Source organism: Nocardioides sp. GCM10023255 (assembly GCF_042653125.1).
GTDB lineage: Bacteria > Actinomycetota > Actinomycetes > Propionibacteriales > Nocardioidaceae > Nocardioides.
On record NZ_JBHSHU010000001.1, the window covers coordinates 282,441 to 297,831 of the forward strand.

Genomic DNA, 15,391 nt, shown 5'->3' on the forward strand with positions numbered 1-15,391 from the left:
GGGGTGGACGCACGCGACCGTGCAGGTCGCCTCCCCCACTGCGCTCGTCCGACGTCTCCGCCGGGTCCGCTGCTACCGGGCTGTCGCCCTGTGCAGGGCCACGATGCCCCCGGAGAGGTTGCGCCACTCGGGCGCGTGCCAGCCGGCCTCGCCGATCAGGGCCGCGAGGCCCTCCTGGTCGGGCCAGGCCCGGATCGACTCGGCGAGGTAGACGTAGGCGTCGGGCGACGACGAGACGGCGCGGGCGATCGGGGGCAGCGCCTTCATCAGGTACTCGATGTAGACGGTGCGGAACGGCGCCCAGGTGGGGTGGCTGAACTCGCAGACCACCAGGCGACCGCCGGGCCGGGTCACCCGGCGCAGCTCGCGCAGGCCGGCGAGCGGGTCGACGATGTTGCGCAGCCCGAAGGAGATCGTGACGGCGTCGAAGGTGTCGTCGGCGAACGGGAGCCGGGTCCCGTCACCGGCGGTGAACGGCAGGTGCGGCTTGGCCTTCTTGCCCACCTGGAGCATGCCGAGCGAGAAGTCGCAGGGGACCACGGTCGCGCCGCGGTCGGCGAACGGCTGGCTTGAGGTGCCGGTGCCGGCGGCGAGGTCGAGCACCAGCTCGCCCCGACGGGGGTCCACCGCGTCGATCACGTCGCGCCGCCAGCGGCGGTCCTGACCCAGCGAGAGCACGTCGTTGGTGACGTCGTAGCGGCGGGCGACCGCGTCGAACATGCGACGGACGTCGGACGGCTGCTTGTCGAGTTCTGCGCGGGCCACGCGCAGAGACTACGGGGGCCGCGGTGCCGGTCGGCACTCGGCAACGAAACGGTCACGGCCGCCACGCCGCGCAACCAAATGCCCGGTTCGGGCGTCTCCCTGCTGACACTGGAAGTTCGTGCTGGACTTCCCTGATCCGGGAGCAAGAGATGAGAGCACTGCGTGCACTGGTCGTGGCCGTGTTGACGGTCGCGGTGCTGGGCGTGACGGCGTACGGCGCCGGCGTCGCCGTCCGCCACTACGACGGTCAGCACGAGGCCGCGGCCTCCGACGGCTCGGCGGCCCCGGTCGCCCCGACGACGTCCTCGACGCCGTCCCCGACCCCGGAGGCCACGGAGACGCCGGAGCCCGAGCCCGATCCCGAGCCGACGAACGTGCTCGACCCCGGAGCGACGGGTGAGCAGGTGCGCGAGCTCCAGCACCGCCTGTTCCAGCTCGCCTGGTTCCCCGAGACCACCACGGGCAAGTACGACGCCGCCACCCGTGAGGCGGTCGCGGGCTTCCAGGCCAAGCGAGGCCTGAAGGCCACCGGCGTCGTCGACCAGCGGACCTGGAAGCGCCTGGTCTCGATGACCGACCAGCCCACCCACGACCAGCTCTTCAACGTGCTGCACCCCGGCCCGGCGATCCTCGCGACCGGCGCCAGCGGCGACCAGGTGCGCGACCTGCAGGCCCGGCTGTTGTCGATCCAGTGGCTGTTCGGCGACGTGACGGGCCGCTACGACGCCGACACGGTGGCCGCGGTCAAGGGCTTCCAGGCCAAGCGGCAGATCCCGGTCACCGGCGAGGTCGACCAGCGCACGCTGGACCGGCTGCACGCCATGACCGGAACGCCCACGCACGCGGCGATGTACAACGAGCTCCCGGCCACCGGCAGCAACCAGCCGGGCGCGCTGGACGCGCGGTGCCTGACCGGTCGCGTGCTGTGCATCGACAAGACCAGCCAGACGCTGCGCTGGGTGGTCGACGGCAAGGTCCTCAAGACGCTGGACGTGCGCTTCGGGGCGTCGTACAGCCCGACCCGCGAAGGCGTCTTCCACGTCTACACCAAGGACGAGGACCACGTGTCGCACCTGTACGGCTCGGAGATGCCGTTCTCGATGTTCTTCTCCGGCGGCCAGGCGGTGCACTATTCCTCCGACTTCGCCTCGCGCGGGTACGCCGGCGCCTCGCACGGCTGCGTCAACGTCCGCGACTACAACGGGCTGGCCTGGCTGTATGCGCAGGTGCAGGTGGGCGACGCCGTCGTCATCTACTGGTCCTGATCCGACTGCCCCCGCCGCCGGAGGAGTGGCCTCGGTCACCGGCGTACGCTTCACCCTCGTGACGACCAGCGCGACCCCCGACGAGCAGTCGGCGACCCGCGGCACCCTCGTCGCACGCACGGTCCGCCTCGACGGCTCCGTCGACTCCCTGCTCGACCTGCTGCCCACGGACCGCCCCGTCACCTGGCTGCGCCGGGGCGACGGATTGGTCGGCTGGGGCGTCGCCGCCGAGGTGCGCACCAGCGGCGCGACCCGGTTCGCCGACGCGGTCAAGTGGTGGGCCGAGACCACGGCGCGCACGGTCGTGCGCGACGAGGTCAACGAGCCCGGCACCGGCCTGGTCTGCTTCGGCACCTTCGCGTTCGCCGACGAGCCCGGCGACTCCGTGCTCGTCGTGCCCGAGGTCGTCGTCGGCCGGCGCGGCGACACCACCTGGCTCACGACCATCGGCCACGACAGCATCGCCGCGCCGGTGCTCGGCGTGGCCGACGAGCCGCCGGCCCCGGTCGAGGTGAGCTTCGCCGACGGCGCGCTGGACGGCGAGCACTGGATGTCGGTGGTCGCCGACGCGGTCGCCCGGATCAGCGCCGGCGACCTGGAGAAGGTCGTCCTGGCCCGCGACCTGGTCGCGACCGCCACCGCCCCGGTCGACGTGCGCTGGCCGCTGCGCCGGCTCGCGGACTCCTACCCGATGTGCTGGACCTTCCACGTGGACGGCATGTTCGGCGCCACCCCGGAGATGCTGGTGCGCCGCGAGCGTGGCCTGGTGACCTCGCGGGTGCTGGCCGGCACCATCCGGCGCACCGGCGACGACGACCGCGACCTCGCGCTCGCCGCGACGCTCGCCCGCTCGTCGAAGGACCTCGAGGAGCACGAGTACGCCGTCCGCTCGGTCGCCGACGCCCTCGACCCGCACTGCTCGTCGATGAACGTGCCCGAAGCGCCGTTCGTCCTCCACCTGCCCAACGTCATGCACCTGGCCACCGACGTGGCCGGTGTCGTGCACGACGCCGCCACCGTCACCTCGCTCCAGCTCGCGGAGGCGCTGCACCCCTCCGCAGCGGTCGGCGGCACCCCCACGCCCGTCGCGACCGCGCTGATCTCCGAGATCGAGGGGATGGACCGGGGCCGCTACGCCGGGCCGGTCGGCTGGATGGACGCCAGCGGCGACGGCGAGTGGGGCATCGCGCTGCGCTCGGCCTCCGTCGACGGCCCGACGGTCCGGCTCTTCGCCGGCTGCGGCATCGTCGCCGACTCCGACCCGGAGGCCGAGCTGGCCGAGTCGCAGGCGAAGTTCGTGCCGGTCCGCGACGCCCTCTCCCCCTGACCTGCCCCGCCTCGCGCGGCGCGGGGTGCGCCGCCTGAGCGCACTCCTGGCCGCACGCGGCGGTCAGAGGTCCTGGCCGTCGGCGAGCCGGACGTACTCCTGGTCGGACTTCGGCAGGAACGCGGCCATGTGGCCGTCCACGATCTTCAGCCCCGCCTCGGAGTAGACCCGGTCGTGGATGGCGAGGTTGCGGGGCGCCCGGACCTCGCGGGCGAACTCGATCGCCTCGGCGGCCCGCATCCACGGCGCCGACACGGGGACCAGGAGCACGTCGACGCGCTCCCCGGGATGGGTGAGCGCGTCGCCGGGGTGGAAGACCTTCTCCGCCCCGGCCGTGAGGACGTAGCCGCTGTTGTGGAACCGCGGGAACTCCGGGTGGATGACGGCGTGCAGCTCGCCCACCGCGCGGGTCGGGATGCCGGGGTCGAACTCCTCCCCCGGCGAGACCACGGTCACCCGCTCCGCGACGTCCGGAGCGTCCTCGCGGATCCGTGCCGCGACGTCCTCGATGGTGTAGATCCGGGCGTCCGTGGCGCGCAGGTGGTCGGGCAGGTAGTGGTCGGGGTGCTCGTGGGTGATCAGCACCGCATCGGCGCCGGCGACGGCTTCGGGGTCGGTGAACATGCCGGGGTCGAGCACGACCGTCCTGCCGTCGTGCTCGATCCGGACGCAGGCGTGGCCGAACTTGGTGATGCGCATGTGCACACCGTAATCACGTGGCGGTCGCGATCCGGCGGTGGAGAGAATCGGCGCGTGCTCGAGGTGGTCGTCTCCGGTCTCGTCACCGGCTGGGCGATCGCGATCCCGATCGGCGCGGTCGGGGCGTTCCTGGTCACGCTCACGGCGCGTACGTCGTTCCGCGTCGGCGCCGCCGGGGCCCTGGGCATCGCCACCGTCGACGGGGTGTACGCCGCACTGGCGGTGGTCGCCGGGGCCGCGCTCTCGACGCTGCTGGCCCCCGTCGCCACCCCGCTGCGGATCGCCTCGGGCGTGGTCCTCCTGGTCATCGCCGCGCTCACCGCCGCTCACGCCCTGGCCACGAGCGGGCGGACCCGCGAGGCCGCTCCCCTGGCGCCCGCGCGGGCGTACGCGGTCTTCGTCGGCATCACGGCGGTCAACCCGACCACGGTGGTCTACTTCGCGGCGGTCGTGCTCGGGAACCGGCACCTGGTCTCGACGCCGCTGGAGGGGGTGGTGTTCGTGGCCGCGGCGTTCCTGGCCTCCGCGTCGTGGCAGCTCACGCTCGCCGGCGGCGGGGCGGCCCTGGGCCGGGTCGCCACCGGACACCGCAGCCACCTCGTCACCGGGCTCGTGTCGGCGGCCGTGATCGCCGCCCTGGCCGTTCGTACGATGCTGGCATGAGCGCCCCGGGGACCGACCGCATCACGATCCGTCCGGCCGTGCCGGAGGACGCCGAGCCCCTCACCCACCTGCACCTCGACTGCTGGGACGACGCCTACACGGGGCTGATGGACCAGCGGGTGCTCGACGAGCGCCGTGTCGACGTGCCGTCCCGGGTCGAGAGGTGGCGGCAGATCCTCGAGCAGAGCGACAACACGCTCGTCGCCGAGTCCGACGACGGGCTCGTCGGCTTCGTCAGCGCCGGGCCCGGGCGCGACAACGACGTCGACACCGACCTCGAGCTGATGGCGCTCTACGTCCGGGCCGACCACTGGGGCACGGGCGTGGGCTACGCGCTGCTCGAGGAGGCGATCGGCGACCGGGCGGCGTACCTGTGGGTGCTCCACGGCAACGACCGGGGGATCCGGTTCTACGAGCGGCAGGGGTTCCGGCTCGACGGCACCCGTGACGAGCACGACGAGGGCCTGCACGTGCGGATGGTCCGCGCGGGGACCTGACCGCTCCCGGCCGAGCCGTCGGACCGCTGGACTGCACCACCTTGCAGCAAAAAGCACGATCGTTCTATTCTCGGTCCATGACCAAGGGCGAGGAGACCAGGACCGCGATCCTGGACGAGGCGCTCACACTCGCGTCCCGCGTCGGCTTCACCGGGCTCACCATCGGCCAGCTCGCGGAGCAGACCGACATGAGCAAGAGCGGCCTGTTCGCGCACTTCCGGTCCAAGGAGCAGCTCCAGCTCCAGACCCTGGCGCACGCTCGTCGCCGGTTCATCGACACCACCGTGCGCCCGACACTGGCCGCACCCCGGGGCGAGCGACGGCTGCGCGAGCTGTTCGACCGCTGGCTCACCTGGGAGTCCGAGGTGCTGCCCGGGGGCTGCATCTTCGTGACCGGGTCCATCGAGTTCGACGACCAGCCCGGGCCGATGCGCGACGCGCTGGTCGCCGACCAGCGCGACTGGCAGGACACCATCGCCGCGGTCGCCGAGACCGCGATCTCCGAGGGCGACTTCCGGCCCGACGTCGACCCGCGCCAGGTCGCCTTCGAGATCCAGGGGCTGATCATGGGCTACCACCACGCAGCCCGCCTGCTCGGCGACGAGCACGCCCTCGACCGCGCCCGCGCCGCGTTCGAGTCGATCATCGAGCGAGCCAGGGCTCGCTGACCCACCCATCCCGCACCGAGAGGCCTTCCCATGACCGCTTCATCGCTTCAGAAAAGCACGATCGTTCGTGCCCGCCGAATGACGCTGCGCGCCTTCTTCCGCTCGGCGGAGGTGCTCGCGCCCCGGGCCGCCGGGCGCCGGGCGCGCGACCTGTGGTTCGCGGTGCCGCCCACGGTGCCGGCCGCCCCGCTGCCCCCGGGAGGCGAGCCGTTCGTCGTCACCGCGCAGGGGGCCCGGGTCCGCGGCCACGTCTTCGGCCAGGGCCCGACGGTCTACCTCGTGCACGGCTGGGGCGGCCGCGGCAGCCAGCTGGCCGGCTTCGTCGAGCCACTGGTGGCGGCCGGGCACCGGGTGGTCCTGTTCGACGGCCCGGCGCACGGCGACTCCGACCCCGGACCGGCGGGCCCCCGCCGCTCACACGGCGTGGAGCTCGGGAAAGCGCTGGACGCGGTCTTCGCGCGGTTCGGACCGGCCGAGGCCGTCGTCGCGCACTCCCTCGGCGCCGTGGCGACGTACCTCTCCCTGCGGTTCGGCTGGCTCGGCACCAGGCGACTGGTGCTGCTGGCGCCGCTGGTGGAGGTCGGGAGCCTGTTCGACCAGTTCCAGGGCGCGCTCGGCTTCGGCGAGCGGACCCGACGGGCCTTCGACCGGGAGGTCCACGCCTTCGTGGGCGTCCCGGTGGCCGAGTTCGACGCCCGGCACCAGGCGGCGCACGTCGACCCGGTGCCGACGCTGGTGGTCCACGACGTCGGAGACCGGCAGACGGCGTACGCCGACGCGCAGCGGCTCGTCGACGGGCTCCCCGACGCGTCGCTGGTGACCACCGAGGGCCTCGGGCACCGACGGATCCTGCGAGACCCGGACGTGATCGCCCGGGTGGTCGCGTTCATCGGAGGCGGCCAGCGGGCGCAGGCGGCCTGAGCAGGTGCCCGCAGGTGGGCGGTCAGGCCGTCAGGTGGTGCACGTAGCACCAGCGCCAGTCCTCGCCGGGCTCCGCCGACTGCATCACCGGGTGCTGGGCCTCGCGGAAGTGGGCGGTGGCGTGCTGGCGCGGTGAGGAGTCGCAGCAGGCGATGTGGCCGCACTCGAGGCACCGCCGCAGGGCGACCCACTGCGTGCCCTCCTCGAGGCACTCCTCGCAGGCGTCCGGCGGCTCCTCGTCGACCGCGGGGTGCCGCTCGAGGTCGTCGCAGACCTCGCCGTGCGGTCGGCGTACGGCGTTGACCGAGCGCAGCTCGTCGTGCTCCTGGTGGGCGATCTCGAGCATCGACTCCTCGACGTCGAGCATCGAGAGCACCTCGCTGATCACCTCCGAGGCGACCGTGCCCGAACGGCGGATCTCGAGGACCCGGCGGCGCTCCGCGTCGATCATCGCGCGCCGCAGGCGGGAGTAGAGCTCGCTGGGCGTCTCCTGGTCGGCGGTGGTGCCGAGCCGCTCCCAGGCTGCGAAGTTGCGCTGGTCGGTGCGGTCGCGGATCAGGTCGGCCACGCCGTGCGGGTCCTCGAACTCCATCCCGTCCAGCTCGGCGTACCCGGCCTTGGAGGCCTGCTGCAGGATCGTCGCCCGCGCCAGGGCGTCGTCCATCGGGTCGGGGGCAGGCACGTCGAGGCGGCGGGCCACCCAGCCCAGCGACAGCCCCTGGAGGAACAGGGTCCCTGCCACGACCGTGAAGGCCACGAACAGCAGGACCTCACGGTGCTCGGCCTCCTCGGGGATCACGAACGCCGCGGCCAGCGTGACCACGCCGCGCATGCCCGCCCAGCCGAGCACGAACGTGAACGTCCACGGCGGCTTGTAGCCGACGTCGGGGTCCGGGCCGGGACGGACCAGGGCGTAGCGGGCGAGGAAGACCCACGCCATGCGCAGCACCACGACCCCGACCAGGGTGGCCACGCAGACCGCGACGATGCGACCGGCCGACAGCTCGCTGTCGGCGACGTCGGCGAAGAGCCACTGGGCCTGCAGCCCGATCAGCAGGAAGACGGTGTTCTCGAGGACGAAGGCGATGGTCCGCCAGTTCATCCGTTCGGCGATCCGTGACTGCGCGGTCTGCAGGATGGGCGCCTTGTGGCCGAGCAGCAGGCCGGCGATCACCACCCCGATGACGCCCGAGGCGTGGATCTCCTCGGCTGCCATGTAGGCCGCGAACGGGATCACGAACGAGATGCCGGTGTCGAGCACGGGGTCGGTGATCCTGGTGCGCATCCAGGCCACCACGGCGAAGACGACCGCACCGACCAGCACGCCACCGACGGCCGCCCACACGAAGTCGGCGCCGACGCGCCAGGCCACGACGTTCTCCGAGCCCACCGCGATGATCGCCACGGCGGTGCGCAACGCCACCAGCGCGGTCGCGTCGTTGAGCAGCGACTCGCCCTCGAGGATCGTCACCACCCGCCGGGGCAGCCCGATCCGGCGTCCGATGGCGGTCGCAGCCACCGCGTCGGGGGGTGCGACGACGGCGCCGATGGCGAACGAGGCGCCCCACGAGATGCTCGGCAGGATCTCGTGCACGATCACCCCGATGCCCAGCGTCGTGAAGATGACCAGGCCGACGGACAGCAGCAGGATCGCGCGCCGGTTGGCGTTGAAATCCACCAGGGAGCTCTGGATGGCCGTGGCGTAGAGCAGGGGCGGCAGCAGCCCCAGCAGCACGATCTCGGGCTCGAGGTGCACCTCGGGCATGCCCGGCAGGTAGCTCGCGCCCACTCCGACCGCGATCAGCAGCAGGGGCGCCGGGAAGCCGACCCGCTCCGCGAGCGCAGTGAACGCGAGGACCGCCACTGCGAGTCCGACGAGGAACAGGGCGATCTCCACCCCGACATTGTGGCGGACCCGCCCTGAGCGGGTCCGCGGGTCTCAGGCCGGCTGCGCCACCCAGGTCATGGGATCGCCCCATCCCAGCTCGGAGATCCCGTGCCTGCCGAAGGCCAGCACCACCAGCGTCCGTCGGTGCGCGGCGAACGTGAGCACGTGCGCGATCATCCCGCCGTAGGTGAACACCTCGGCCGGCTCGCACAGCGCGTCGACGAAGGTGTCGTCCAGACGACCGGCCGCGACGACCTCGCGGACGTGGGCGAGGTACGTCGACCCCTCGGTCGCCAGCCTCTCGCGCAGCGAGCTCAGCGACTCGTGCTCCTCCACCGACCAGTCGTAGTCGCGGGTCGCCATCGCGGCGTTCCACATGCCCATCTGACCGACCAGGCGCGACAGCAGCGACCGGATGGTCTGGCGGTCGTCGTCGACGTCGAGCTCGATCGGCTGGTCGAGCTGCTCGTCGGTGAGGCGCTCGGCCAGGCGGACCATCTCGCCGGTCAGCCAGACGTGGTGCTCGACCATCTTGGTCAGGAGTTCCATGGAGCTCACCTTGTCTCGTGCGGGCAGCCGCAGGCTGCCGGGTGGGTGGAAGTGCACGTCGCTGGGTGCCTCGATCTGGATGTGCCCCGGCCTGCGCCGCCAGGTCGCCGGCGGCACGCCGTACGCCCTGGTGAAGGCCCGGGTGAACGCCTCGTGGGAGCCGTAGCCGGCCTCCACCGCGACGTCGATGAGCGGCGCTGTGGTGGTGATCATGCGGTACGCCGCCCGCTCGAGGAGGATGCGTCGGCGCAGCGAGCTGGGCGGCTCGCCGGCGACCGACCTGATCATCCGGTCGAAGTGGTACCGCGAGAAGTGCAGCCGGGCGGCCCACTCCTCGCCCGACGCCTCGGTGATGCGGGGGTCGTCGAGCGCCTCGGCGAGGTGGTCGACGAACTCCGCGAAGGTGTCGGCTGACGTGGTCATGGCCCCATCCTGACCGCGCTGGCCGGCACCGCCTTGATCACGCTTGCTGGGTCAGGCTGCCCACGCCGGAGCCGTAGTTGGTCTCGTAGCGGAACACCAGCGGCTGCTCACCGGGCGGAAGCAGCATCGATGCCACCTGCGAGACCCGGTCGACCTCGACGTGGACGCTCACGTGGACGTTGCGGTCGGCGGGCACCTCGAAGGGCACCCCGCCCCAGACCACGAGGTACTGACGGCCGTCGATGCTCACGATCGGACGGTGCTTGGAGACCGCCATCGCGTTGCCGGTGGTCAGCTGCAGGGTCAGCACCCGCCGGGGCCCCTGGTGGAACTCGACGTACGGGATCACCCCGGGGAGCGGCTGCTGGGTCATGGCACGAGTCTCCCGCCGGGGCGACCGCGCCAAACCCGGGAGCCCGTCACGGGCGCAGCGCGCGGATCCTGGCGTCGAGGTCGCGCCGGTTGTCGCGTCGCACGACCGCCTCCACGACCTCGATCCCGCCGTTCGGGTTGGCCAGGGCGTGCTCGAGCTCCGCGCGTGAGCCGACCTTCCAGTGCGGCGTCCGGGTGGCCGCGCAGAGGCTGGCCAGGTCGACGCCGTGGGGAGTCCCGAAGAGCGTGTCGAAGGGCGCGGCGTACTCCTCGGCGCCCTGCTCGAGCATCGAGAAGATCGAGCCACCGTCGTCGTTGACCACCACGATCGTGAGGTCGGGGCGTGCCTCGCGTGGCCCCAGGACCAGGCCGCCGGCGTCGTGCAGGAACGTCACGTCGCCCATCAGCGCGATCGCCCGCGAGGTGCGGGGCCGGCCCAGGGCGGCACCGATCGCGGAGGAGACGGTCCCGTCGATCCCGGACAGGCCACGGTTGGCGACCACCTTGCGGCGGTCGCCGACGGCGTACCTCGCCACCATCAGGTCGAGGTCCCGGACCGGGCTGGAGGCGCCCACGAACAGCAGGCCCTCGGGCGGCAACGACCGGCTGACCGCGCCGGCCACCTCGTGCGGGGTGAGCTCGGGCTCGGCCGCGAGCAGCGCGTCGAGCTGCCGGCCCACCGACCGGTCGGCCTCGCGCCAGGCCTCGAGCCAGGCCGGGTCGGCGGGCGAGTCCACGTCGAGCCGGTCCGTGGGCAGGGACACCGCGACCGGGAAGGGCCGGTCGTGCCAGACCCCGCGCGCCGGGGCGGCGAGCACCTCGACGTCGTCGCGACCCAGCAGCCGGGTCACCGGACGCGACAGCGTCGGGTGGCCGAGGACGACGACCCGCTCGATGCTGCGTCCGAGGTCCGTGTCGAGCAGCAGCCGGTAGCAGCGGATCGCGTTCTCCCCCGTGCGCGACCCGCTGGTCGGCTCGGCGAGCAGCGGCCAGCCCGCGCGCTCGGCCAGGACCCGCGCGGGCGGGCCGGCGTCGTCGCCCGCGACCACGACCGTCCGCGGGCCCTGGGAGATGCGACGTGGTCCCCCACCGCGTGCTCCCGGGGCGTCATCACGGTGTTCCTGCCCGTTCGGTGACGGTCCGGGACGCCAGGAGTCGTCCGGGACCAGCGGCTCGTCGAGCTGGACGTTGAGGTGGACGGGTCCTCGTCCGTCCGCGAGCGACGCCGCCCAGCCGCCGTCGGGCCCGGCGACGTCGAGGCCGGTGACCAGCGCTCCGAAGATGCCGACCTGGTCGGTGGTCTGGTTGGCGTTGGAGCCCCGCAGCCGGGCCGGCCGGTCGGCCGTCACGACCGCCAGCGGGAGCCCGGCGTGGGCGGCCTCGAGAGCCGCGGGGTGCAGGTTGGCGACGGCGGTGCCGGAGGTGCACATCACCGCGGCACGGGTGCCGACCTTGGTGAGCCCGAGCGCGAGGAAGCCCGCGGTCCGCTCGTCGATCCGGGTGTGCAGCCGCAGCAGCCCGGCCGAGGCGGCGTCGTACGCGGCGAAGGAGAGGGGTGCGTTGCGGGAGCCGGGGGCGATGACCACGTCGGTGACCCCCGCCTCGACCAGCGCGGAGACGACGGCCCGGGCGAGGCCGGTGGCAGGGTTCGTCACGAGCGACCATCCTGCCCCAGGCCGCGGTCCGCGAGATCGCGCACCTCGGCGAGCCGGGCCTGCCAGTGGGCCACCCGCTCCGGCGCCGCCGCCAGGGCCGCCAGGGCCGCCTCGTCGACGACCGGCCGCGAGAACGGGAGCGCGCCGTCCACCGGCAGCAGCGGCGCGGTCACGACGTCGGCCGTGAGCAGCTGCACGGTCGCCAGCCCGCAGGCGTACGGCAGCTCGGGCAGCGCCGCCGCCAGCGCCACCCCGGCGGCGATCCCCACGCTGGTCTCGAGGGCGGACGACACGACGACCGGCAGCCCGATGTCCTCGGCGATCCGCAGGCACGCCCGCACCCCGCCCAGCGGCTGCACCTTCAGCACCGCCACGTCGGCCGCCTCGAGGTCGCGCACCCGGTAGGGGTCCGCGGCCCGACGGATCGACTCGTCGGCCGCCACCGGCACGTCGACGGCACGGCGGACGGCGGCCAGCTCCTCGACGCTCGCGCAGGGCTGCTCGACGTACTCCAGCCCGCCGGCCGCGCGGTCCAGCAACCGGACCGCCCCGACCGCCTCGTCGACGTCCCAGCCCCCGTTGGCGTCCACCCGCACCCGACCCGCCGGACCGAGCGCGTCGCGGACCGCCTCCAGCCGGGCCTCGTCGTCGCCGAGGGTCTGGCCGGGCTCGGCGACCTTGACCTTGGCGGTCGTGCAGCCGCCGGCCAGCACGATCTCCCGGGCGCGCTCCGGACCCACCGCCGGCACGGTCACGTTCACCGGCACCGACTCGCGGAGCGGTTCCGGCCAGTCGCCCGCGGCGGCCTCCTCGGCGCAGCGCAGCCACGGCGCGGCGACCGCCGCGTCGTACTCCAGGAAGGGGCTCCACTCGCCCCAGCGGCCGCCGGAGCCGCGGACCAGGACCCCCTCACGGACGGTGATCCCGCGGAAGCGGGTGCGCATCGGGACCGACCAGACGCGGACCTCCCCGGTCACCGGAGCATCCCCCGCAGCCGCAGCCGGTCCGGCTTCCCGTTGTCCAGCAGCGGCACCTCGTCGAGCGGCACCAGCTGGCGCGGCGCCCACGACCGCGGGTGCGTCTCGCCGACCCACGCCCGCGCCTCGTCCAGCGCGAGGCCGCCCGGCGCGACCACGAAGGCCACCACCCGGTTGCCCCACTCCTCGTCGGGCACGCCGAGCACCTCCGCGGCCACCACCCCCGGGTGCTCGCGCAGCCGCGCGGCGACGGCCGGGGCGGGGACGTTCACGCCCCCGCTGACCACGACGTCGTCGAGGCGACCCAGCACGTGCAGGCGCCCGTCCTCGTCGAGACGACCGGCGTCGGAGGTCAGGAACCAGCCGTCCTCGAGCACCGACGCCGTCAGCTCGGGGTCGTCCTCGTAGCGCTCGAACAGCGTCGGTCCGCCGATCCGGATCCGACCGCCCCGACCGATGGCCAGCGCCACCCCGTCCAGCGCGTAGCCGTCGTAGACGCAGCCCCCCGCGGTCTCGGACGAGCCGTACGTCGCCACGACGCGGACTCCCTCGGCCGCGGCCCGGTCCCGCAGCGTGGCGTCCACCGGGCCCCCGCCGAGCAGCACCGTGTGGAAGGAGCGCAGCGCCTCCACCTCGGCCGGGGTCTCGAGCATCCGGTGCAGCTGGGTCGGCACCAGGGAGACGAAGCGGGCCCGGTCGGCGGGCCCGGACGAGACGAGCGCGGCGGTGGCCTCGGCGAAGGATCCGTGCTCCTCCTGCAGCAGCGGCGGGAGCCCGGCGACCAGCGAGCGGCAGACCACCTGCAGCCCCGCGACGTACGACGCGGGCAGCGTCAGCAGCCAGCGGCCCGCGGCCCCGAGACGTCGCTCGGTGGCCGTCACGGACGCCAGCACCGCCCGCCGGGACAGCACCACCCGCTTGGGCCGTCCGGTTGAGCCGGACGTCTCGACGACCAGCGGCTCGGGCTCCCCGGGCTCGTCCAGCCAGGCCGCCAGCGCGGCCACGACGTCTCGGGTCGGGCCCCCCACAGGTCGGAGCAGATCCATGCGAGGCATCCTCGCACCGAGCCGCCGAGCCCGACGGGCCGACCACTGGGTCGGCACGGCGGACCTGCTGGTTGAATCCTCGGGTGGCAACCCCCGCCGAATGGCTCGCCGGAGCGCGACCCCGCACCCTCCCTGCCGCCGTCTCCCCCGTCCTCGCCGGCACCGGTGTCGCGGTGTACGCCGGCGCCTGGGACGACTGGCAGGGCGTGTGGTGGAAGGCCCTCCTCGCGCTGGTCGTGAGCCTGGCCCTCCAGGTGGGCGTCAACTACGCCAACGACTACTCCGACGGCGTCCGCGGCACCGACGACGACCGGGTCGGCCCGATGCGGCTGGTCGGCTCGGGCGCGGCGAGCCCGGGCGCGGTCAAGCGGGCGGCGTTCCTGGCGTTCGGCGTGGCCGGGGTGGCCGGCCTCGCGCTCGCCGCGACGACCGCCTGGTGGCTGGTCGCGGTCGGGCTGCTGTGCGTGGTGGCGGCCTGGTACTACACCGGAGGCTCGACGCCCTACGGCTACCTGGGCCTTGGCGAGGTCATGGTGTTCGTCTTCTTCGGGCTGGTGGCCGTCGTCGGCACGACGTACGTCCAGACCGAGACCTGGGAGTGGGCGGCCCTGTACGCCGCCGTCGGGATCGGCTCGCTCGCCTGCGCGATCCTGGTCGCCAACAACCTGCGCGACATCCCCACCGACGTGGTGGCCGGCAAGCGGACCCTGGCGGTGCGTCTCGGTGACGGCCGGACCCGGGCGCTCTACCTGCTCCTGGTGCTGGCCGCGGCCGCGGCGGTCGTGGCGGTGGCCGTGGCCACCACCTGGTGGGCGCTGCTGGGCCTGGGCTTCCTCGTCGTCGCGGCCCGCGCCGTGCGGACCGTGCGCGGCGGTGCGACCGGGCCGGGGCTTATCCCGGTGCTCCAGCAGACCGGCGTCGCCGAGCTGCTCTGGGCGGCCCTGGTGGCCGCCCCGCTCGTCGTCGCGGCCTGATCCTGCGGGCCCCGACGTAGGCTCGGGCCATGCTCTGGATCCTGCTGATCGTGGTCGCCGCCGTCGTGCTCTACAAGTTCCGCGTCCCGATCCTCGCCAAGGTCCTCGGCCAGGACCGCGGACGCGTCGAGCGCCAGCTCAACCGTCGCAAGCACTGAGCACGGACCGCGCGGGGTGGACGATCAGGAGTCGTCGGCGTCCTCGCGCGCCCGCATCTCCTCGTAGCGGGCCCGGGCCCGGTTGGCGCGCTCGTCGACCCGGCGGGCGAACGCCGCCCGCTGCCGGTTCAGCAGGAAGTACGACGCGATGCCGCTCATCACGAAGGCGATGACGACCGCCCACAGCAGGGGGACGCTGTCGCTGAGGAGCATCCACACCCCGATGACCACGGCCAGCGAGGCGAAGAACAGCACGATGCGCAGGGCGGTGTAGACCACGAACTCCTTCACGCCTTCAGGGTAGGCGGTGACCACCGGGCGCCTACCCTTGAGGTGTGCTGAAGTTCCTGCTTGTCGTGATCCTCGTCGCGGTGGCGGTCTACCTCATCGTGCGCGCGATCCAGCGGCGGGGCGTGCTGCCCCGACACCAGCCGCCCTCACGACCCAGCCGCCCGCTCGGGCCCGACGACGATCCCGACTTCCTGCGCGACCTGGACCGGAAGCGCAAGCACCCGAAGGACCCGGAGGCCTAGCGGCCCGGGTG

Annotated in this window: 18 protein-coding genes; 9 read left to right on the plus strand and 9 right to left on the minus strand. The window is 73.6% G+C overall.

Annotated features, from left to right (window positions below; translation table 11 throughout):
• Positions 1-72: 72 nt before the first annotated feature.
• Entirely contained in the window at positions 73-765 is a 693-nt protein-coding gene (locus ACFO9I_RS01375) for a demethylmenaquinone methyltransferase (RefSeq protein ID WP_379177045.1), read from the minus strand.
• 149 nt (positions 766-914) lie between these two features.
• Between ACFO9I_RS01375 and ACFO9I_RS01380 the strand changes: the two genes are divergently transcribed.
• Entirely contained in the window at positions 915-2,030 is a 1,116-nt protein-coding gene (locus ACFO9I_RS01380; protein WP_379177047.1) for a L,D-transpeptidase family protein, read from the plus strand.
• 58 nt (positions 2,031-2,088) lie between these two features.
• Entirely contained in the window at positions 2,089-3,357 is a 1,269-nt protein-coding gene (locus tag ACFO9I_RS01385; RefSeq protein ID WP_379177049.1) for an isochorismate synthase, read from the plus strand.
• Between the two features lie 63 nt (positions 3,358-3,420).
• On the opposite strand, the gene ACFO9I_RS01390 is transcribed toward ACFO9I_RS01385, so the two are convergent.
• Positions 3,421-4,056, minus strand: coding sequence for an MBL fold metallo-hydrolase (locus ACFO9I_RS01390; protein ID WP_379177051.1), 636 nt, complete (start codon positions 4,054-4,056; stop codon positions 3,421-3,423).
• 54 nt (positions 4,057-4,110) lie between these two features.
• Here ACFO9I_RS01390 and ACFO9I_RS01395 point away from each other — a divergent pair, with 54 nt between their 5' ends.
• From ACFO9I_RS01395 to ACFO9I_RS01410, 4 genes are all read left to right on the plus strand, one after another.
• Entirely contained in the window at positions 4,111-4,719 is a 609-nt protein-coding gene (locus ACFO9I_RS01395; RefSeq protein ID WP_379177053.1) for a LysE family transporter, read from the plus strand.
• Positions 4,716-5,216 carry a GNAT family N-acetyltransferase gene (locus ACFO9I_RS01400; protein WP_379177058.1) on the plus strand — a complete coding sequence of 167 codons (501 nt, stop codon included), beginning with the start codon at positions 4,716-4,718 and terminating at the stop codon, positions 5,214-5,216. Before ACFO9I_RS01395 ends, ACFO9I_RS01400 begins: the two co-directional genes overlap by 4 nt.
• A gap of 77 nt (positions 5,217-5,293) precedes the next feature.
• Entirely contained in the window at positions 5,294-5,884 is a 591-nt protein-coding gene (locus ACFO9I_RS01405) for a TetR/AcrR family transcriptional regulator (RefSeq protein ID WP_379177060.1), read from the plus strand.
• 78 nt (positions 5,885-5,962) lie between these two features.
• Positions 5,963-6,805, plus strand: coding sequence for an alpha/beta fold hydrolase (locus tag ACFO9I_RS01410; protein ID WP_379177062.1), 843 nt, complete (start codon positions 5,963-5,965; stop codon positions 6,803-6,805).
• 22 nt (positions 6,806-6,827) lie between these two features.
• Here the strand turns inward: ACFO9I_RS01410 and ACFO9I_RS01415 are convergent, their stop codons facing one another.
• Genes ACFO9I_RS01415 through ACFO9I_RS01440 form a run of 6 tightly spaced genes read right to left on the minus strand, consistent with a single transcriptional unit; the run spans position 6,828 to position 13,715 of the window.
• Complete coding sequence (locus ACFO9I_RS01415; protein ID WP_379177064.1) at positions 6,828-8,702, minus strand: cation:proton antiporter; 1,875 nt, start codon at positions 8,700-8,702, stop codon at positions 6,828-6,830.
• A gap of 42 nt (positions 8,703-8,744) precedes the next feature.
• Positions 8,745-9,665: a helix-turn-helix transcriptional regulator gene (locus ACFO9I_RS01420; protein WP_379177066.1), complete on the minus strand. Its 921-nt coding sequence runs from the start codon at positions 9,663-9,665 to the stop codon at positions 8,745-8,747.
• 37 nt (positions 9,666-9,702) lie between these two features.
• Positions 9,703-10,038, minus strand: coding sequence for a hypothetical protein (locus ACFO9I_RS01425; RefSeq protein WP_379177068.1), 336 nt, complete (start codon positions 10,036-10,038; stop codon positions 9,703-9,705).
• A 46-nt stretch (positions 10,039-10,084) separates the two neighbouring features.
• The gene (gene menD / locus ACFO9I_RS01430; protein ID WP_379177070.1) at positions 10,085-11,692 is read right to left on the minus strand and encodes a 2-succinyl-5-enolpyruvyl-6-hydroxy-3-cyclohexene-1-carboxylic-acid synthase; all 1,608 of its coding nucleotides are present in this window, start codon (positions 11,690-11,692) and stop codon (positions 10,085-10,087) included.
• On the minus strand, positions 11,689-12,669 hold the full coding sequence (locus ACFO9I_RS01435) for an o-succinylbenzoate synthase (protein ID WP_379177072.1): 981 nt from the start codon (positions 12,667-12,669) through the stop codon (positions 11,689-11,691). Before ACFO9I_RS01435 ends, menD begins: the two co-directional genes overlap by 4 nt.
• Positions 12,666-13,715, minus strand: a complete 1,050-nt coding sequence (locus tag ACFO9I_RS01440; protein ID WP_379177074.1) for an AMP-binding protein — start codon at positions 13,713-13,715, stop codon at positions 12,666-12,668. Before ACFO9I_RS01440 ends, ACFO9I_RS01435 begins: the two co-directional genes overlap by 4 nt.
• 83 nt (positions 13,716-13,798) lie before the next feature.
• On the opposite strand from ACFO9I_RS01440, the gene ACFO9I_RS01445 reads away from it, so the two are divergent.
• Both ACFO9I_RS01445 and ACFO9I_RS01450 read left to right on the plus strand, forming a co-directional pair.
• Positions 13,799-14,689, plus strand: coding sequence for a 1,4-dihydroxy-2-naphthoate polyprenyltransferase (locus tag ACFO9I_RS01445; protein ID WP_379177076.1), 891 nt, complete (start codon positions 13,799-13,801; stop codon positions 14,687-14,689).
• 29 nt (positions 14,690-14,718) lie between these two features.
• Complete coding sequence (locus tag ACFO9I_RS01450; RefSeq protein WP_379177078.1) at positions 14,719-14,847, plus strand: hypothetical protein; 129 nt, start codon at positions 14,719-14,721, stop codon at positions 14,845-14,847.
• A gap of 24 nt (positions 14,848-14,871) precedes the next feature.
• On the opposite strand, the gene ACFO9I_RS01455 is transcribed toward ACFO9I_RS01450, so the two are convergent.
• Entirely contained in the window at positions 14,872-15,138 is a 267-nt protein-coding gene (locus tag ACFO9I_RS01455) for a DUF4229 domain-containing protein (RefSeq protein WP_379177080.1), read from the minus strand.
• Positions 15,139-15,182: 44 nt separating this feature from the next.
• Between ACFO9I_RS01455 and ACFO9I_RS01460 the strand changes: the two genes are divergently transcribed.
• Entirely contained in the window at positions 15,183-15,380 is a 198-nt protein-coding gene (locus ACFO9I_RS01460; RefSeq protein WP_379177082.1) for a hypothetical protein, read from the plus strand.
• Positions 15,381-15,391: the final 11 nt, after the last annotated feature.